The sequence below is a fragment of the Streptomyces sp. NPDC045026 genome (genome assembly GCF_056432625.1).
Map to the genome: position 1 here is coordinate 1 of NZ_JBWKIS010000047.1, position 18,072 is coordinate 18,072.

Sequence of the window (18,072 nt, forward strand, 5' to 3'; positions counted from 1 at the left end):
CGCAAGCTCTTGCGCACCCGGATCCTCAGCGGAGCAATCAACGAGTACCGACATGCCGCTTGAACTGCAGCGATGACTTTTCGAGCCCCACAGGCGCGGGCCGGGTGCGGTGTGACGTGGTGGGAGTTCCTCGCGGCCCAAGCCGAGGGCTTCATCGTCGTCGACTACTTCCCTCTCGGCACCGTGCTCGGTCGGCGGCTGTACGCACCCGCGTTCCTCGAGCACGCCAACCGGCGGCTACACATCACCGGCGTCACCGCCCACCCCACCCGAGAGTGGGCGGTCCAGTAAGCACGGAACCTGGCAGCCGACTTGGGCACACGCATAAAGGCCCCACGTTTCCTGATACGTGACCGCGAAGGCAGGTGCGGGCAGTCCATCGACGCCGTCATCGACGGCTGACGGCGTGAAAATGATCAAGAGTACGCCGCGAGCTCCCCGGGCGAACTCCCACGGCGAGCGAGTGATCGACAGCATCCGGCACGAAACCCTCGACCACATCCAGACCACGAACGAGGCCCACGCCCGGCAAGTCCCGGCCGCCCACCAACCGCATGACAACAGGCACCGGCCCCATCGGGCACACCATCAACTACCACCGGACTCCGTCCAACAGCCCCCCGGATTCCGAAGCGGTGGACCGTCGAACGGACCTACGGCTGGCTGCTGCACCGCCGGCTGGCCCGCGGCCATGAACCCTCCCCGCCCACTCCGAAGCCATGATCCACCTCGCCATGACCGGCCTCATGGCCCGGGCCCCCACCGGCGAGACCACCGCCTCCTGGCGCGACCCCGCAGAACAACATCAACCGCAGACAGGATGAAGCAACGGAAGAAGACGACCTCCCAGAGGTGTATGCGCCCTGTCGGACGCGCGCCGACCGCGACCGGCCCCCGCCCGGAGTGCCGTCAGCGCAAGTTCAACGCGGTGCACAGGGTGTCGAAGGCGTTCTGGGCCCGTTGCCGGTCCCCCGAGATGACCAGATCGAGCAGCAGGCCGCGGATGGACCACGCGAGCAGGTGTGCCTGGTTGCCGGCCGTTGTTTCGTCCAGTCCCTCGCGGATGCCCAGTTCCCGCAGGATGTCGGTCCAGTTGGCGAGAGAGTCGAGGAACTCCCGGTAGGGATCGGGCTCCTGGGCGGCGAGGCCGAGCACATAGAAGACGTTCCTGATCCGTGCGTCCGAGGCCGGCGAGGAGTAGACCTCCCAGAGCAGTCGTGACATCTCCGCACGGGTGCAGTTCGGCACGTCGGCGAAGTACGTCCGCTGCTCCTCGATGCGGAGTTGCTGCAGCACGTCGGCGAGCAGCCGCTCGCGGGACCCGAAGTGGTAGATGAGCATCCGGTGGCTGGTGCCGATCGCTTCGGCGAGACCCCTGAGCGACACATCGGCCATGCCGCGCTCGCCTACATGAGCGACGGCCTTGGTGAGCAGCTCGTTACGAGACTCTTGACGACCCATGTACCAATGGTACACGCTCCCGTTCTGTACCAGTGGAACATGAAGGGACCCTGCCTTGCCCGACTCTCCGATATTTGTCCACAGCGCCGATCTCTCTCCGGACGGGCGGCGCGTGGTCTGGGCCGCTCAATGGGCCGAGGGACCAGCCGACCGGGTGGAGCTGCGGCTCAGCACCGTCGGCGAGCCTGGTTTCCGGGCTTTCGGGCACGGCTCACGCGACACCGATCCCTCCTGGTCCCCCGACGGACGGCGCGTGGCATTCGTGTCCGACCGCGCCGGACTGCCTCAACTCCACGTGCTGGACCCGGAGTCCGGTGACGTGGTCAGAGTCGCCGAGACGGCCGTGACTCAGGGGCCGGTGTGGAGTCCGGACGGCCGCCGGCTTGCCTGGACCACCCCGCCGCAGAACCCTCCCCGCGACCCGAACGTGCCCTACCGCATCACGCGCGCCGTCCCCTGGGCGGACGGCATCGGCCTGCTCGACGACGCCCACGCCGACATCTACGCGGTCGACGTGGAAACGGGCGAGGTGCGCAGGCTCACCGACGACGACCGGCTCAACCGGGACCCGGTATGGGGCCCCAGCGGCATCACCTATGTGGCGAGCTTCCCGCCGGCCTCACCGCACCTCGCGGACCAGGTGCGGACGGTGACCCTCGACGGCCGGATCACCGAGTGCGGTCCCCTGGTGCCGGACCTGGCAGTGGCTCGTCCACTGGCGGACGGCCGTATCGTCCACGGCTCGACAGCCATGCTCCACCCGGCGTCGGTCGGCGACCTATGGATCACCGGCCCTGAAGGGTCACGCTGCCTGACCGAGGATCTGGGCCTCGACCTGCACGGAGGATTCCACTCCGATATGCCGAGCCCCCTGGGCGAGAGCCCTGTGGTGCTCGCGGACTCCACGCACGCGGTGGCGCGCGTACAGCGTGGCGGCACCCTCGAGATCCACCGGTTCGCTCTCGACGGCCCCGTTCGGTCCGCACCCCTCGTCACCGGACCGCGCACGGCTCATCCGATCGCGCTGCGCGCCGGACGCCTGCTCCACACCAGTGCCACCGCCGCCTGTCCGCCGGACTTGTACGTCACAGACATCGCCACGCTCGCCGAAACACGGGTCACCTTCCTGGCCGCCGAGCCCGTTCACGCGGTGGAGGAGCTGGCCATCCACTCGGCCGACGGCACGGAGATCGACGGATGGTTCCTGCGGCCCGCCGGGGCCACCGCACCGTACCCGACCGTTCTGATGATCCACGGCGGCCCGAAACTGGCCTACGGGCAGTCGTACAACGCCGATGCACAGCACCTCACGGACCGCGGCTACGGCGTGCTCATGATCAACCCGCGCGGCTCACGCGGATACGGCCCCGAGTTCTCCTCCGCCACCAGCGGCGCCTGGGGAGAGAGCGACTTCCCCGACTTCATGTCGGCGGTGGATCACGCCGTCGACAAGGGCCTGGCCGACGCCGACCGGCTCGGCGTCTGCGGCCTGTCCTACGGCGGCTACATGACCTGCTGGATCGTCGGCCACACGGACCGGTTCCGGGCCGCGGTCGCGGAGAACCCCGCCACCAACCTGCACAGCTTGTACGGGACTTCCGACATCGGCGTCCCCTTGGTCGGCGCCGCGATGGGCGACTCCGTGCGGCGCCTCGCGGAGTGCTCCCCTCTGACCCACGCCCACCGCAGCGTCACTCCCACACTGCTCATCCAGTCCGAACACGATCACCGCTGCCCGCCCGAACAGGCCCGCCAGTTCTACACCGCCCTCACCGCGGCCGAGTGCCCGACCGAGATGCTCGTTCTCCCCGGTGTCGGCCACAACGGGTCGATCTCCGGACCCCCCGCCATCCGCGAGGCCCAGGACGAGGCACTGGTGGAGTGGATGGACCGCCACCTCGGGCAGCACACGTGCTGACGCTCGCCGGGGCGACCCTGATCGACGGAACCGGGCGCGATCCGGTCGAGAACACGCACGTCGTGATCGACGGGACGCGCATCCACGACCGCGCGCCGTCCGGACGGACGCTGGACCTGACGGGCCTGACCCTCCTGCCGGGGCTCATCGACGCCCATGTGCATCTCTTCGGCGCAGGACTCTCCCTCGACGACGTCGCCGGGGGCAAGGTCTCCACCGCCGAGGTCGCGGCCGGCATGTTCCGCGCCGCCGAGCAGGCGCTGCAGTCCGGGTTCACCACTCTGCGCGACTGCGGTGGCGCGGACGGGGGCCTCGTACGCGCCATCAAATCCGGTCTGGTACGGGGGCCGCGCCTGCTGGTGGCCGGGCCGATACTGGCCCAGACCGGTGGCCACGGTCACTTCGGCTCACCTTTCTGCAGCGGCAACGCCTGGGCCGCACCAGGCCTCGGCCAGATCAGCCTGGTCTGCGACGGCCCGGACCAGGTCACGCGCGCCGCAAGGACGGCATTCCGCCGCGGAGCGGACTTCCTCAAGATGTGCGTCACCGGCGGCGTCCTCTCCCACTCGGACTCACTGAGCGACACCCAGTTCACCCACCACGAGATCCGGGCTGCCGTTCGGGAAGCGGACGCCCGCGGCACATACGTCACCGTGCACGCCCACAACAGCGAGGGCGTCCGGGCCGCGGTCCTGGCAGGAGCACGCTGCGTGGAGCACGGCAGCTTCCTCGACGAGGAGACCCGCTCCCTGATGGCCCGTCACCGCACCGCCCTGGTACCGACGCTGACCGCGGCCCGGCTGCTGGCCGAGGACGCCGGGCGGATCGGCGTCCACACGGACATCGCCGCCCGGGCAGAGGGGATGGAGGCCGCGATGGCGGAGTCCCTTCGCAGGGCGGCAGCGGCCGGAGTCCCGGTCGGTTCCGGATCGGACCTGCTCGGCGGCGCCCCCCGACGCCACGGACTAGAACTGGCCCTCAAGGCGGACATCATCGGCCCCATGGCGGCCATCACCTCCGCCACCTCCGTCAATGCCCGCATCCTCGGCCTGGACCACCTGCTGGGAACCGTCCAGCCGGGCAAGACCGCCGACCTCATCGCGATCGACGGCGACCCGCTCACCGATCCGGGCCTCTTCGACGACCCAGCCAGCGTCGTGCTGGTCGTCAAGGACGGCCGGATCGTCAAGGACACCCAGCACCTCCTCACCTCCTGACCGCCGCGGACTGCCCCAGGCCCGAGGCCCGACAGAGAGCCGGACACCACCATGACGCAGACCACCGAACACCTCACACAGCCCAGGCTGGGTCGCGGAGCTCTACCCAGCTACGCGGTAGCCATGACCACCCTGTCCGCATGCTTCGGAGCCCCGGCCGGGGTGCTGATCGCCATCCAGGTCGCCGAGTTGGCACCGGCCGACAAGGTTGAGGTCTTCGGGCTCATCAGTGCCGTCTCCGCGCTGGCAGGCGCCCTCGTCACACCGATCGGCGGGGCACTGTCCGACCGCACCCGCTCCCGGTTCGGCAAACGTGCCCCCTGGATCGTGGCGACAACGCTCATCAGTCTGCTCGGCATGGCGGGATCCGGCGCGGCACGCTCGGTGCCCATGCTGCTGATCGTCTGGAGCGCGACCAACGTGGTGCTCAGCCTGCTCCAGACCGTACTCAGCCCGCTCATAGCCGACCGCGTTCCTGTCGAAGAACGTGGCAGGGCCTCGGCGTGGCAGGGCGTCGCCTGGCTGGTGGGCAACCCCCTCGGCATGGCCCTCGCAAGCCAGTTCACCCTGTCCGTACTCACCGGCTATCTGGTGTTCGGCGCCGCGCTCGCTGTGGCCGCGCTGCTGTTCGTGGTGGTCGCGCCCGAGCCTTCCAGCCTCGACGAGCCACGCGTCCCCTTCACTCTGCGCAACCTCCGCGAGATGTACTGGATCAGTCCGCGACAACACCCTGACTTCGCCTGGGCCTTTGCCGCGCGAGCCCTGTTCCACCTCGGGTACGGAGGCCCGCTCTACTTCCTTCTCTATCTCCTCCAGGACTACGTCCACTACGACGGCGACCCCGCCCAGGGCGTCGCGGTCCTCGCGCTCGTCATCGCCGTTCCTCCGCTGGTGGCCGGGCCCCTGACGGGATGGCTCACGGACCGCACCGGCCGACGGAAGCCCTACGTCATGGGCTCCACGGCACTGATGTGCCTCGGCGCAGCGGTGCCGCTGATCTGGCCCACATGGCCGGCGCTCATCATCTTCGTCATCCTGCAGGGCTTCGGCTTCGGCTCCTACTACGCGTCCGACGGCGTACTGATGACACTCGTGCTCCCCCGCGCGGAGGACACCGGCAAGGACATGGGCCTCTTCCTCCTCTCCGGCGGCGCCGCTCTGGCCGTCTCCCCCTTCTACGCCGCACTGGTGGTGTCGCACCTGGGCGGATACCCGGCCCTGTTCACCAGCTCGATGGTGATCCTCACCCTTGCGGCCCTCGCCATCCTGCCGATCCGCGCGGTGCGCTAGAAACCAGGCCTCCCTGATCCCGGCGCCGGGAGATCAAGCTCGTCCTCGACGAGATCAAGTCCCGCCAACGAGGGGGTCGTTCCTTCCTCGGGCCCCGACTGTCGTCCTCCGTGCGGTGATCGAGCCGTGCGGTCATCCCCCCGCGGCCCGCTGGCGTGACCGCCGACTCGGTCTCGGAGAGATCAGCCTGGCTCTGCGGCCATGGCGGCGGTCACGCGAACAGCATCAGCCTCCACAACCAGCTCATCTCGCTCGCTCATCTGTGGACTCATCTGCTGACGGACCATCAAGAGAGCTGAAACGTGGTCACGTTACGACTGCAAGTGAAGGGTTGCAGGTTCGAATCCTATGGAGGGCCGGCGAACGGCGAAGGTCCGTGCAGTGGTCGCTGCACGGACCCTTCGCCGTTCGGCTCTTCGACTATCACCCGCAGCTTGATTCGTGGGGCATGGACGACTTATCGCTGAGACGCGGAGACGTTGTTGCCGCCGACCTTGCGGGAAAGGGACTGGGCATGGCGCAAGGCGGCGAGCGCGACGGTTGCTTCCCGGCTGGTGCCTTCCCTGCACGATCCGATCGCCTTGAGGTGGCCACGGAACGGATCGGCGATGGAGCGAGGAGTTCGGGTGGCGCGGGGGTGGGCGGCTCAGCTGGTGGGGCGGGTGCCGCGTCCGTCCAGGAGGGGGCGGGCGGGGTTCCAGGTGTCGCCGCGCCGCCGTGCGGCCATGCCGGACAGGGCTTCGAGGACGATGCGGTTGCCCAGGTAGGCGGTGATGTCGGCGTGGTCGTAGGGCGGCGAGACCTCGACGATGTCGAGGCCTGCGATGGGCAGTTCCAGGCAGAGCCTGCGTACCGCGTCAAGCAGTTGGCGCGAGGTGAGGCCGCCGGGCTCGGGGGTGCCGGTGCCCGGGGCCATGCCGGGGTCGACGACGTCGACGTCCACGGACAGGAAGACCGTGTCGCAGTCGTCCAGGGCCAGCGCCATGGCTTCCTCCAGGCACTCGTCCAGGCCGCGGTGCGTGATCTCGCTCATCTCGTAGGAGCGCATGTGCTGGTCGGCCATCCAGTCCAGGGTCTCGGGGCCGGGCCAGTAGCCGCGCAGGCCCATCTGGATGAAGCGGTCGCCGCGCGCGGCGCCCGACTCGATGAGGCGGCGCATGGGCTGGCCGTGGCCGTGCAGGTGGCCGAACTCCATGTCACCGGTGTCGGCATGGGCGTCGAAGTGGATGATCGCGACCCGGCCGAATCCGTGGTGGCGCGCGACGCCGGTGACGTCGGGCAGGGCGATGGTGTGGTCGCCGCCCAGGATGATCGGGACCGCCCCGGAGGCGGCGATGGTGGCCACCGCCTCCTCGATGGCCTTGATGCTGCCCTCGATGTCGCCCGCGAACATCTCCACGTCGCCCGCGTCCAGCACGCGCAGGTCGGCCAGGGCGTCGACACGCATCGCCATGGAGGGACGAGAGCCGTCGTGGGCGTTGTAATCGGTGGCGCGCATCGCCTGCGGACCGAAGCGGGTGCCGGGGCGGTGGGTGACGCCGCCGTCGAAGGGCGCGCCGACGATGACCACATCAGCGTCGCCGTGGCTCCCGGGGTCGTCCAGGGTGCATCGGTCCACCCCGAGGAAGGTGATGTCGGGGCCGAACATGGCGCCGTACCGGGTCATGGGATCTCTCCTTTGGGACGGGGGTGAGGATGCGCGTTGGCGTTGGGGCGACGGGACCCTCGTACGGCCATGACTGGTTTTAATGTCAGGAGCCGCCCTGACATTAATGTCAGGATTTCTTGATGGCAATCCCTGTGGAAGGATTGCTCCCATGAGTGCGCACGACGGTCGCGAGCGGGTCCTGGGCGCAGCGCTGGAACTGATCGCGCGCGACGGCTTCGACGGTGTCCGCATCGCCGATATCGCCAAGCGGGCCGGAGTCTCGGCCGCCCTTGTCCACTACCACTTCGCGAACCGCGCCCAGCTGCTCACCGAGGCGCTGGCACAGTCGCTCGGCGCTGCGGAGGCACGCCTTCAGCGCACCACTGACAGCACACACCGCCAAGCGCCCCCCGAGCGCCTCGCCGACCTCATCGACTTCGGGCTGCCCCTGACTCCAGAGGACGTTCTGGAGCTGCGGCTGTGGGCCGAACTGGAGCTGCGCGCCGCCGGCTCGGTCGAACTCTCCCGCAGCCTGGCCGCGTTGAACGATCGCCTGCTGCAGCCTCTAGGAGAGGCGGTTGCCGCCGGTCTGGAGCAGGGTGTGTTTCACAAGTGCGTACCGGGCGAGGTCGCCACCATCGCCCTGGCCCTGCTGACCGGGCTGTCCACACGGCTGACGGCCAGTGACCCGACCTTGACCCTGGCCGAGGCCCGCAGGCTCGCGGGCCGCCAACTCGCCCTGGCCGTGGGCTTCCACGGCGAACTCCCGTTCCAACCCCTCCCCACCCAGCCTGCTCCCTGCAGCAACACCGAAGGGACCCCTCCCCAGAGGGCCCCCGAGCGCCCGACCGCCAGGCGCCGACGCGCACCCAGCCCCGCAGCACGTCCTTGACGGTGGAGCACGCCTTGGGCGGCGCGTGAACTGCTGGGGTCGTCGCCTGTGCCCGCCACGCCTGTGTCCTTCGCTCCTGGCGCGCCGGAGTGTCGGGCTCAAGCAGAAACCTGATTTCGAACCGACTCAAATCTGTTGCGGGTGACCGTGCCCCTGCCGGAAACCTCGTCCGCCCAGGTCACGCGGCATGTTCGTACTCGTGGAGGATGCCGCCCAGGCGTTCACGCCTGCGTATGTCGAGGCAGGTGACCTGCCCTGGATCGGCGATCACCTGGGGCAACGGGTGTGGCGGTCGGGCCTTCGCGATGCCCTGATGGGGCCTATAGGAGTTGTAGAACCGCTCGAACTCCCGCAGAACGTGGCAGAGGTGGCGCTGGTTCCAGATCAACGTGCGGTCCAGCAGCTCACGCCGACAGGTCTGCACCCTGTCCCGCTCGGAAATACGATTCCGGCTCTGGCCTGCAGCTTCTCCACGCGGGGCAACAGCCTCAATGGCGCCTGGGACGATCCTTCGATGTCGCTGTCGATCGTCACCACGCTGGTCCGGAATCTGATCAAGGTGCCCTCTGCCGTACTCCGCAGCCGCGTGGCCAAGGACACAGAGGTCCTCGGCGTTACGGCATGAGAACGCGGTGCTGCGCCGTCAGATCGCCCGCGTCCGCCACAAGCCCGCAAACCGGATCCGGCTCGCCACGCTCTCGCGGTTCGTCCCGCGCGAGCGCCGACGCCAAACCTTCACGGTCACCCCCACCACACTCCTGGCCCGGCACCGCCAACTCACCGCCAGGAAACGGACGTTCACCCGGCACCGCCGCCCCCGCCGACCCTCCACCGCGCCCACCGTCAAGCAGCTCATCCTGCGCCTGGCCCAGGAGAACAGCAGCTGGGGCCACCGCCGGACACAGGGCGAACTCGCCCGCCTCGGCTACCCGATCGCCCCGTCCACAGTCTGGGAGATCCTCCACGCAGCCTGTCAGGTTCCAGAACTCGGCCTGGCTCTATGACCAGTGGCGATGGGTGGAGCACTACCTCCAGGGAATGATCTCGGGGTGTCGCTACGTCTGCTCTATCTGATCTTCAGCCGGCTGCTCGGCTGGTTCGCATTGCTCGCCCGTTCCTCCGCGTCCAAGGACGTCGAGCTGCTGGTCCTACGTCATGAGGTCGCTGTGCTGCGCCGCGCGAACCCCAAGCCGCGCTTCGACTGGGCCGACCGCGCGTACCTCGCAGCACTGGTCCGATAGCTGCCCCGGCAACTGCGACGGCACCGTCTGGTCACCCCCGACACGATGCTGCGTTGGCATCGCCGGCTGGTGACGAAAAAGTGGACGTACCCGAACCACACGGGCCGCCCACCGATCGACCAGTCGATCGCCACGCTCATTGAACAGCTCGCCCTGGAGAACGCGTCGTGGGGATACCAGCGCATCCAGGGCGAGCTGCTCAAGCTCGGCCACCACGTGGGCGCTTCCACTATCCGCAGGGTCCTGAGGCGCCGGAAGATACCCCCGGCACCCCAGCGGCAGACCGACACCACGTGGCGGCAGTTCCTGCGCACCCTGGCCTCGACCATGCTCGCCGTCGACTTCTTCCACGTCGACTGCGCGGTCACCCTGCGGCGGCTGTATGTGTTCTTCGCGATGGAAGTCGGCAGCCGCTACGTGCATATCCTCGGCGTGACCAGCCATCCGGACGGGCCGTGGACCACGCAACAGGCCCGGAATCTCATGGCCGGCCTCGGCGACCGGGCGTCCAAGTTCACGTTTCTCGTGCGGGATCGGGCAGGTCAGTTCAGTGCGTCGTTCGACGCTGTCCTGGCGGACGCGGGCATCGCCGTGGTGAAGATCCCTCCACGTAGTCCACGGGCGAATGCGTACGCGGAGAGGTTCGTGCTCACCGTCCGCTCGGAGGTTACCGACCGGATGCTCATCTTCAGCCAGCGGCATCTACGGGCTGTCCTGGACGAGTACGCCAAGCACTACAACGGACGCCGACCCCACCGTGGACAACAACTGCATCCGCCACGGCCCGACCACCCCATCGCCAGTCCTACCCACGAACGGATCAAGCGCCGACAACGCCTCGGCGGCCTCATCAACGAATACGAGCGGGCGGCATAGACACGCAGCTCAGCGCAGGTGACCCTGTTCTGGAACCCCACAGGCTGTCGGGGCGGGCGTCGATCGCCCAGGTGCGGATAGACATCGAGACGGTGTGCCGGCTGATCGACGTGACGGCACCGCGGGATGCGTAGGGCACTCCGGCTCCGGTGGCGGATCGAGATCTTTCATCTCACATCCCTCACCGCACTGTTCGAGAGCGCCACAAACACTCTTTACCATGGTCATGACCAGTACCGATGGAGAGGAAGACATGACTGACCAGTCAGGCAGTGCAGGCGGCGCGACGGGGACGCAGGCCCCGGGCGGACCGGGTTACGGCGTGCAGCCTCCGGCCGGATACGGGATCCCTGGTGGCGCCCCGCTGCCCAGCGGCAAGGCGACTGCCTCGATGGTGCTCGGCATCGTCGGGCTGGTGCTGATCCCGATCATCCCGCCGATCATCGCGCTGTGCCTCGGCGTCTCGGCCCGGCGCATGGCCGACCGGGGCGAGGGCGGCGGCCGCGGCATGGCGACCGCCGGCATGGTGATGGGCATCATCGGCATCGCGTTCGCCACCCTCGGCGTGATCGTGGCCACGACGCAGGCGCTCTCCGTCGTCTGACGCACCATCACCGCCCACGACCCGAAACGTCGGCGTCGTGGGCAGCCCGGCGGCCGGACTCCGCCGACGTGGAGATACTGGCGCCGCGGCACCAGCTACTGGTCCTGCAACGCCAGGTCGGCAGGCCCACGTTCACCGACATCGACCCCACCATCCTCGCCGGCCTGCTCCACCACCTGCCGGTGGAGACGTGCGGCGCCTCCTGCTGCTGGTACGACCAGAGACGATCTTGCGCTGGCACCGTGACCTGCTCGAGCGGCGCCATACCGCGGCCTGCGTGCCGAAACGACGCGGCCGCCCACCCTGTTCCGCTCGAAAAGTCATCGCTGCTCGTCATGCGGCGTAGCGGTACTCGTTGATGGCTCCGCCGAGGACGTGGGTGCCCCGGAGTCTGCGGTCGTTGAGATCGCGCACGGCGGCGATCTGCTCCTGGGTGTCAGGCGGTCGTTGATCCCGGGATTGGTGGGGCCGGTGCCCGTTGTAGTGATCCTGGTAGGCGGCGAGGACCTTCCGAGCATGGGCCTCGTTCATGATCAGGACGTGGTCGAGGGCCTCGCGCCGGATGGTGCCGATCACCCGCTCGCAGTGAGCGTTCATCCGCGGCGCTCGCGGCGCGCTGAGCAGCACGTCCACGTCCTCGGCTTCGAAGATGGCGTCGAAGCGCTGGTCGTACTTGGTGTCGCGGTCGCGCAGGAGGAGGCGCAGGGATTCCATGCGTTCGCCGAGGTCGACGGCGAGATTCCTCGCCTGCTGCACGGCCCACTCCCGCGTCGGGTGGGCGGTGACGCCGGTAATGTGCAGGCGCCGGGAGCCGTGCTCCAAGAACGCCAGCGCATATAGTCTTCTGCCGAGCGCGGTGTCCACGTGGAAGAAGTCCGCGGCGATGATCGCCTGGGCCTGGGCTATGAGGAACTCGCGCCAGGTCGGGCCGGAGCGGCGTGGAGCCGGGCCGACGCCCGCGGCGCTGAGGATCTGCCAGACGGTGGACGATGCGATCGGATGCCCGAGCCTGTGAGGCTCAAAAACACGAATCGTCGTGCCGCTTTGAAGCCCCTCGCCGCAGAGAACCGGGAGCACAGGACTCTGAGCAGCGGCTCTGCCGCGTCTGGGATCATGTTTCGTGATCCTGTCCACGGTGTACGCCGTCACCCTGTCCCGCTCGAAAATACGATTCGATGCTGTGAGCTGTGGTGCCGTTCGGTCAGGCGGCGCGCTGGTACTCCTTGATCAAGCCTCCGAGGGTGGATCGTCGTCGGATCCGGTGGGCCTGGAGGTCGGCGACGGCGGTCGGGGCGGGCGATTGGGCGCTGTCCGGGGGCAGTTGCTGCCGGGATTGGTGAGGCCGATGCCCGTTGTAGTGCTGAAGGTACTCGGTCAGTACCTTCACAGCATGGGCCTCGTCGTAGATCAGGATCCGGTCGAGGAGCTCGCGGCGGAGGGTGCCCACGGCTCTTTCACAGATCGCGTTCGCCTTGGGCGCCCGAGGTGGGCTGCGCAGGATCTCCATGTCGTCGGCCTCGAAAACGGCGTCAAAGGCGTCGGTGTACTTGCTGTCCCGGTCCCGTAGGAGGAAGCGCAAGGACTCCATGCGGTGGTCCAGTGCTCTGGCGAGGGTCCTCGCCTGTTGGACGGTCCACCCGGCGGTGGGGTGAGCTGTGATGCCAGCGAGGTGGACGCGGCGGGTGTCGTGTTCGATGAAGATCAGGGCGTACAGGCGCTTGAGCGAGATGGTGTCCAGGTGCAGGAAGTCGGCGGCGAGGATGCCGTGGGCCTGGGCGGTGAGGAACTGGCGCCAGGTCGGGCCGGAGCGTTGCGGGGCGGGGTCGATGCCGGCGGCGTGCAGAATCTCCCAGACCGTGGATGGCGCGATCGGGTAGCCGAGGCGGGCGAGTTCGCCCTGGATCCGGCGGTGGCCCCAGGTGCTGTTCTCCCGGGCCAGGCGCAGGATGAGCTGCTTGACGATGGGGGCGGTGGTGGGTCTGCCTGGACGGCACGTCTGTCCGAACGTCCATTTTTGGACAATGAGTTGACGGTGCCAGCGCAGCAGTGTGGTGGGGGTGACCGCGAAGACTTGGCGCCAACGGCCGCGAGGGATCAACCGAGAAAGTGCGGCGAGCCAGATCCGGTCGGCCGGCTGGTAGCGGACCCGGGCGATCTGACGGCGCAACACCGCGTTCTCATGCTGTAGCGCCAACACTTCCGCATCTTTGGCCACGCGGCTGCGCAGCACGGCAGCGGGCACCGCGATCAGATTCCGGACCAGCGCGGCGACGACCGACAGCGACATCTGCAGATCGTCGCAGGGCAGTCGACGCCGCGTCGCCGGGATCAACAAACGTGCAGGCCACAGCCGAGAATCGTATTTTCGAGCGGGACAGGGAGGCCCCCGGCGGAATCCAGCTCGTCGCACTGCCGATCACAGCGCTGGTCCGAGAAGGCCCCGCCCAGCAGCAGCACATTGCGGAGGAGCGGTTCACCCGGCGCACCGTGACCGTAGTCATGGCGGTCATCGCGGCCCTGGCCTTCGTCTTCTCCTTCGGCAACGTCTGAGCGCTCGCCCTGTGGCTCGGCGTTCCCCACCCGATCGCGCTGCTGATCGCCCCCATGGTGGACCTGTCCGTCGCCGGGCTCCTGGTCGCGCTGCGGTTCCTGGCCCTGCGTGGCGTGTCCAAGGCGGAGTTGCGGGCCGGTACCCGGCTGCTGCACCTGTGCGGGCTGCTCACTCTCGCGTTGAACACCGCCGAACCGCTGCTGGCCTGACGCTACGAAAAGGCCTGTCTCGACACCGTCGCCCCGCTCCTGCTCCTGGGCTGGGGCCACGTCGGCCCCGCCTTCCACACCATCAGTGACATCTCTTCCTCGGGACCCTCAAGGCCCAGTTTCCACGATGTCTACCAATCGGGTGGAATCGCTCAAGCTCAGCTCTTGGTGATCCGCAGGACGAACGGGTAGTCGTCGCCGTTCGGGTTTCGGTCCGGAAGCTCGATCTCCACGCCCGATCCGGTACGCCGGAAGGGGATCTTGTGTCCTTCCGCGCCCAGCAGTCTGATCTGCGAGTGGGCCTCGACGGGCAGATCCGCCGGCACCGTAAGCAGTGCACCGGGCCAGCTCAGGCCCAGGACATTGAACGAGCGCTCGGAGACGGTGTAGCGCATGTCGCCGTCTGCGGCACGGCTCCAGGGCACAGTGTCGTAGATGGCAGAGCCGTTCCTGGCGAGCCATGCGCCAACGGCCAGCAATCGCTCGGATTGCCAGGAGGCAATCGTTCCGTCGGATTTCGGGCCGATGTTGAGGAGCAGATTGCCGTTCTTGCTGACGATGTCGACAAGCAGTCGCACGATCTGCGGCGACGATTTGATGGAGGCCGGATCCTCGTTCGTGTCGTAGCCCCAGGAGCGGCCCAGCGTCAGGCATGCCTCCCACTTGTCCGCTCGTAGCGCGTAGCTCGACTTGTCGCCCTCGAGCGTTGCGTAGTCTCGGTGACTGGCCTCGAAGCGGTCGTTGACGAGCACTTCCTTCGGATCCGGCCGGGTGGCGGCCTGGTTGTAGTAGTAGGCGAGGATCTCATCGCCGCGCCAGTCCATGTCTCTCGGTTTGAACGCCGGGCCCGCACCGAGATCGGCATGCCAGTGCTCGCCGTCGGCCCACAGCAGGTCCGGGTCGTAAGCCTCGACGAGGGACTTCAGCATGACGTGCAGATAGTCGTCGACGTAGTTCTGGACCGGCTTGTACCCGACGTAGGGGATCGGCGCCTTCGTGTACGGGTTCCACGGCGGCGTCTGCAGTGCGGGGTTGAAGAACTCGCCGAGCGAGTGGTAGATCCCGCGCTTGAGAGGGCTGGTACGTGCGGCGTCGAACAGCTCCCCCACCAGGTCGCGCCGCGGTCCCATCACGACCGAGTTCCGGTCGGATGCAGAGTTGGGGAAGAGCTGGAAGCCGTCATGGTGCTTGGAGGTGAGCACAAAGTACCGCGCACCGGCGCGCTCGATGAGTTCGATCCAGGCCCGGGCGTCGTAGTGCTCGGCCCGGAACCGCGGGATGAATCGGTCATAGTCGAAGTCGGCGCCGTAGGCCCGCAGATGGTGCTGGTAGGTCTGGTCCGGGGCGCTGATGTGCATCGCGTACGAGTACCACTCCGCGGCGTGGTAGGCGGCGTCGACGCCCCAGGCGGGAACCGCGTAGACGCCCCAGTGAATGAAGATGCCGAACTTCGCGTCGCGGTACCACCGGGGTGCGGTGTGTGCTGCCAATGACTCGGGTGTCGCGTCATACGGACCAGGCGCCTGGAGCAGCGGGGCCGCAGATGCGGCGGTCGACGCGGACGCTGTCGTCCGGCCTGCGAGCGATGCGAACGCGGTGCCCGCACCGATGGCGCCAGTTCGGTGGAGGAAGCCGCGCCTGGTGATGTCGTATCCGGGCATGAAGGAGGTCCTCTCCGTCGTAGATCGGGGGATGGCGAGAGCAGATGCGGCAGAGAAATCCACATGCGCAATGAGCCTGTAGTCGTTCCTCCGGGAGTTCGCCATCCGCCACGGGACATCCTCGAATTCCATCGAGGCCTCCTTCGCGGTCGCGGAGATGGCGTGTCCGGGTCTTCTACAGGGCGGGGGCAAGATTTTCCCAGTGCACAACCCACCCTTGCTGCGGGAAGCCGGGGGCGCTGCCGTCTCGTCCGCTTCGCCCGCGCGCTCCGCGCACACCTGACGGTGAGTCGCTCCACCCGGAGCACATCATCGCGACGGCGTACAACAGGCCCCCGGCGGCGGGAAAATACGGAGACGGCACACCGCTCTTGCCGCTCGCAGGGAGGCCGGTGTCGGTGAATCCGTAGCGCTCGTGAAGCAGGTAGTCGACCGCAGCCTCCGTGTCCCCCAGCCGTGCTGCGTTGAGGGCGAGCAGCGGAAAATCCCAGGCGTACAGGTCGGTTACCGGCCAGGTCTGCCGCACCTTCTGCGTGGTGGCCCGCATGGTGTCGAGGTCGACGCCGTCGCCGGGCAGCATCCCATAGGCCGCGATGGGGTCCGGGTGGTTGGTGTTGTGCTTAGTCCACATGTCTGGCACGCCCTCGTACAGCACATAGACACCGTCCTCTACCGGGAGCGGCGCAAGGTGGTCGAGGATGTCGTCCCAGTGCGGATCGCGTCCCTGCGCCAGCCGTTCCCGCCACTGTTGGGCGATCCTCAGTCCGAATTTCCAGTAGGACAGCTCGAAGGTGGGGTTGGCGGTCGACTCGGAGTCGTTGCGCTCGTTGCAGCACATGATCGGCGGTCCGATCACGTACCGCCCGCTCTCGTCGCGGTTCGCGAACGAGGCGATGAACTCAGCGCCCTCGTGGACGACCTCCTGCCACTTGCGCAGGGTGCCGGGGTTGGGGTGCGCCTGGTAGTCGAGCTCGGCGAGGAACAGGGAGTGCGGCTGCTGCCACAGGAGAAGAGCCGTGGGTTCACCGGGCGACTCACGGCCGGTCGCATCGCCGTACGCTGTCGTCATCTTTGGCCACCGTGCCCCAGAGAAGCCCTGCGACTCGGCACGCCGGCGCGCGGTGGGCAGGAAACGCCGGTAGATGTCGGCGCTCCGGTCAAGAAGCGGCCACCTGTTCCACAGCGCGTAGTGGAAAGCGTGCCACCAGTACATTTCCATATGAAACTTGCCGTACCAGCCGTTGTTGACCAGGCCGGACTCCTGTGCCGGGTCGTTGCCGGCGTCGTTCACGGCAAGGTGGTACTGGCTCAGGACGATGCGTCGTTCCAGTGCCTTCCAACGGGGATCGGTGCTGGCTGACAGGTCCACCGCACCGCCTGTCCTCCAGAACCGCGGCCACCAGATCTCGCTCTGCCTGATCACTTCGGCTGCCGACGGAACCCAGCCTGTGACCTCGGGTGTGAACAGCGCGGCGACGTCGATGGCGTCGCCGCGACCTGTGATCGCGTACCGGTGCGTTGCCGGGTCGACGCGGGCGATACGGGCGTCGGGCGCCAGGGACAGTCCGACCTGGTATCGCGTGTCGTCCATCGCGTGCGTCAGCACGGTGTCACGCAGGTCCGTCGAGTGCAGTTCGGGGCGGTCGTAGAAACCGACGTACGGTGCTTCGAATTTGTCGAATCCGGCGCGCGTCGCATAGGGGAAGTCGAGGAACACGCTCAGACGCCCCTGGCTGACCAGGTCCGATCGGATCCGCGCGGCGACAACGTCGGCACCGGGGTGACAGGCCGTCTGAACCGTGACGAGAGTGCCCTCGAGCCGGAACTGGCTGTGCAGCAGGCCGGTCCAGGGATCCAGCTCCTGGACGACATCGGTCAGATCGCTTTCCTTGGCCTGTGTGCCGTCCTGCTTCAGCAGCAGCAGGCCGATCCGTCCGAGGTTCGCCCGATGCGGGTTCTCGCGCAGCCAGTTGTTGAGTTCGGGCTGGCCCTTGTCTCCGGTCCAGTAGTAGACGTCGCGTCCATACGTCTCCCAGACGGTGCCGTGGTAGTCGGAGAGCTGCTTTCCGGGCGGTAGTGCATCGACGTGCCAGCCCCAGTCGGAGAGCGTGTTGAACGGGACAAAGGTCTGGAGCCCGGTGACGTCGGCACCGAAGGCGAGGCGGCCATTGCCGACCTGGACGGGCAGGTCGAGATGGCTGGCGTGGCGCACCACCCGATGGCGGGTGACGAGCGCGTGCCGATCGATCCTCCCTTCGGGTTGCTCTGTCGGCGGCGTCCTCTGGGCGGCCGCCGCCTCCCCTTGGAGCACCCGTGTCATCAGGGTTGCCGACGCGACGCCGGCGAATCCTCGGAGGACCGTCCGACGGTCGTAGCGCGATGGGCGTTCCATGGATGTACTCCTTGTGAGGGCTGATGGGTGGGCAGTTGGGCAGCCGCGGATACACGCCGGCGGAAACTCCGGTTTCGGGGCAGGGCTCGACGTCGCCGGATGGGGTGCGCTG

The 18,072-nt window shown here is 68.0% G+C and carries 17 protein-coding genes and 5 pseudogenes; 16 read left to right on the forward strand and 6 right to left on the reverse strand.

Features of this window, described 5'->3' with window-relative positions:
* Positions 1–72 precede the first annotated feature (72 nt).
* The 3 genes and pseudogenes from AC07EJ_RS44370 to AC07EJ_RS44380 form a co-directional block, all read left to right on the forward strand.
* Positions 73–291, forward strand: a complete 219-nt coding sequence (locus AC07EJ_RS44370) for a hypothetical protein (RefSeq protein ID WP_389488508.1) — start codon at positions 73–75, stop codon at positions 289–291.
* 121 nt (positions 292–412) lie between these two features.
* Positions 413–541, forward strand: a pseudogene (locus AC07EJ_RS44375) (integrase core domain-containing protein); the annotation flags it as partial.
* Between the two features lie 65 nt (positions 542–606).
* Positions 607–824: pseudogene (locus tag AC07EJ_RS44380) on the forward strand (hypothetical protein); the annotation flags it as partial.
* An 85-nt stretch (positions 825–909) separates the two neighbouring features.
* On the opposite strand, the gene AC07EJ_RS44385 reads toward AC07EJ_RS44380, so the two are convergent.
* Positions 910–1,461, reverse strand: a complete 552-nt coding sequence (locus AC07EJ_RS44385; protein ID WP_389488511.1) for a TetR/AcrR family transcriptional regulator — start codon at positions 1,459–1,461, stop codon at positions 910–912.
* 55 nt (positions 1,462–1,516) lie between these two features.
* Here AC07EJ_RS44385 and AC07EJ_RS44390 point away from each other — a divergent pair, with 55 nt between their 5' ends.
* From AC07EJ_RS44390 to AC07EJ_RS44400, 3 genes are all read left to right on the forward strand, one after another.
* On the forward strand, positions 1,517–3,379 hold the full coding sequence (locus tag AC07EJ_RS44390) for a S9 family peptidase (protein ID WP_478886369.1): 1,863 nt from the start codon (positions 1,517–1,519) through the stop codon (positions 3,377–3,379).
* The gene (locus AC07EJ_RS44395) at positions 3,373–4,596 is read left to right on the forward strand and encodes a metal-dependent hydrolase family protein (RefSeq protein WP_389488516.1); all 1,224 of its coding nucleotides are present in this window, start codon (positions 3,373–3,375) and stop codon (positions 4,594–4,596) included. The genes AC07EJ_RS44390 and AC07EJ_RS44395 overlap by 7 nt, the downstream gene beginning before the upstream one ends.
* Before the next feature lie 123 nt (positions 4,597–4,719).
* On the forward strand, positions 4,720–5,886 hold the full coding sequence (locus AC07EJ_RS44400) for an MFS transporter (RefSeq protein ID WP_389488518.1): 1,167 nt from the start codon (positions 4,720–4,722) through the stop codon (positions 5,884–5,886).
* 646 nt (positions 5,887–6,532) lie between these two features.
* Here the strand turns inward: AC07EJ_RS44400 and speB are convergent.
* On the reverse strand, positions 6,533–7,552 hold the full coding sequence (gene speB / locus AC07EJ_RS44405; protein ID WP_389488521.1) for an agmatinase: 1,020 nt from the start codon (positions 7,550–7,552) through the stop codon (positions 6,533–6,535).
* A 151-nt stretch (positions 7,553–7,703) separates the two neighbouring features.
* Between speB and AC07EJ_RS44410 the strand changes: the two genes are divergently transcribed.
* The 8 genes and pseudogenes from AC07EJ_RS44410 to AC07EJ_RS44445 form a co-directional block, all read left to right on the forward strand.
* Positions 7,704–8,426 carry a TetR/AcrR family transcriptional regulator gene (locus tag AC07EJ_RS44410; RefSeq protein WP_389488523.1) on the forward strand — a complete coding sequence of 241 codons (723 nt, stop codon included), beginning with the start codon at positions 7,704–7,706 and terminating at the stop codon, positions 8,424–8,426.
* Positions 8,427–8,613: 187 nt separating this feature from the next.
* Complete coding sequence (locus AC07EJ_RS44415; protein ID WP_478886370.1) at positions 8,614–9,051, forward strand: hypothetical protein; 438 nt, start codon at positions 8,614–8,616, stop codon at positions 9,049–9,051.
* Positions 9,052–9,058: 7 nt separating this feature from the next.
* Positions 9,059–9,430: a hypothetical protein gene (locus AC07EJ_RS44420; RefSeq protein WP_478886371.1), complete on the forward strand. Its 372-nt coding sequence runs from the start codon at positions 9,059–9,061 to the stop codon at positions 9,428–9,430.
* 45 nt (positions 9,431–9,475) lie between these two features.
* Positions 9,476–9,667, forward strand: coding sequence for a hypothetical protein (locus AC07EJ_RS44425; protein WP_389488529.1), 192 nt, complete (start codon positions 9,476–9,478; stop codon positions 9,665–9,667).
* 69 nt (positions 9,668–9,736) lie between these two features.
* Entirely contained in the window at positions 9,737–10,543 is an 807-nt protein-coding gene (locus tag AC07EJ_RS44430; protein WP_478886372.1) for an integrase core domain-containing protein, read from the forward strand.
* Between the two features lie 44 nt (positions 10,544–10,587).
* Positions 10,588–10,677, forward strand: a pseudogene (locus AC07EJ_RS44435) (TetR family transcriptional regulator); the annotation flags it as partial.
* Between the two features lie 119 nt (positions 10,678–10,796).
* A complete protein-coding gene (locus AC07EJ_RS44440) occupies positions 10,797–11,147 on the forward strand; it encodes a DUF4190 domain-containing protein (RefSeq protein WP_389708288.1) in 351 nt (116 codons plus the stop codon).
* A gap of 68 nt (positions 11,148–11,215) precedes the next feature.
* Positions 11,216–11,448 (forward strand): annotated as a pseudogene (locus tag AC07EJ_RS44445) (integrase); the annotation flags it as partial.
* A gap of 32 nt (positions 11,449–11,480) precedes the next feature.
* On the opposite strand, the pseudogene AC07EJ_RS44450 reads toward AC07EJ_RS44445, so the two are convergent.
* Together AC07EJ_RS44450 and AC07EJ_RS44455 are read right to left on the reverse strand one after the other, a co-directional pair.
* Positions 11,481–12,158: pseudogene (locus AC07EJ_RS44450) on the reverse strand (integrase core domain-containing protein); the annotation flags it as partial.
* 190 nt (positions 12,159–12,348) lie between these two features.
* On the reverse strand, positions 12,349–13,434 hold the full coding sequence (locus tag AC07EJ_RS44455) for an integrase core domain-containing protein (RefSeq protein ID WP_478886373.1): 1,086 nt from the start codon (positions 13,432–13,434) through the stop codon (positions 12,349–12,351).
* 50 nt (positions 13,435–13,484) lie between these two features.
* On the opposite strand from AC07EJ_RS44455, the gene AC07EJ_RS44460 reads away from it, so the two are divergent.
* Positions 13,485–13,697 carry a hypothetical protein gene (locus AC07EJ_RS44460; RefSeq protein ID WP_389488537.1) on the forward strand — a complete coding sequence of 71 codons (213 nt, stop codon included), beginning with the start codon at positions 13,485–13,487 and terminating at the stop codon, positions 13,695–13,697.
* A 54-nt stretch (positions 13,698–13,751) separates the two neighbouring features.
* Positions 13,752–13,907: a hypothetical protein gene (locus AC07EJ_RS44465; RefSeq protein WP_389488539.1), complete on the forward strand. Its 156-nt coding sequence runs from the start codon at positions 13,752–13,754 to the stop codon at positions 13,905–13,907.
* Between the two features lie 158 nt (positions 13,908–14,065).
* On the opposite strand, the gene AC07EJ_RS44470 is transcribed toward AC07EJ_RS44465, so the two are convergent.
* The gene (locus tag AC07EJ_RS44470) at positions 14,066–15,568 is read right to left on the reverse strand and encodes an alpha-L-fucosidase (protein ID WP_478886374.1); all 1,503 of its coding nucleotides are present in this window, start codon (positions 15,566–15,568) and stop codon (positions 14,066–14,068) included.
* A gap of 175 nt (positions 15,569–15,743) precedes the next feature.
* Positions 15,744–17,960 carry a hypothetical protein gene (locus AC07EJ_RS44475; RefSeq protein WP_389488544.1) on the reverse strand — a complete coding sequence of 739 codons (2,217 nt, stop codon included), beginning with the start codon at positions 17,958–17,960 and terminating at the stop codon, positions 15,744–15,746.
* Between the last annotated feature and the right edge of the window lie 112 nt (positions 17,961–18,072).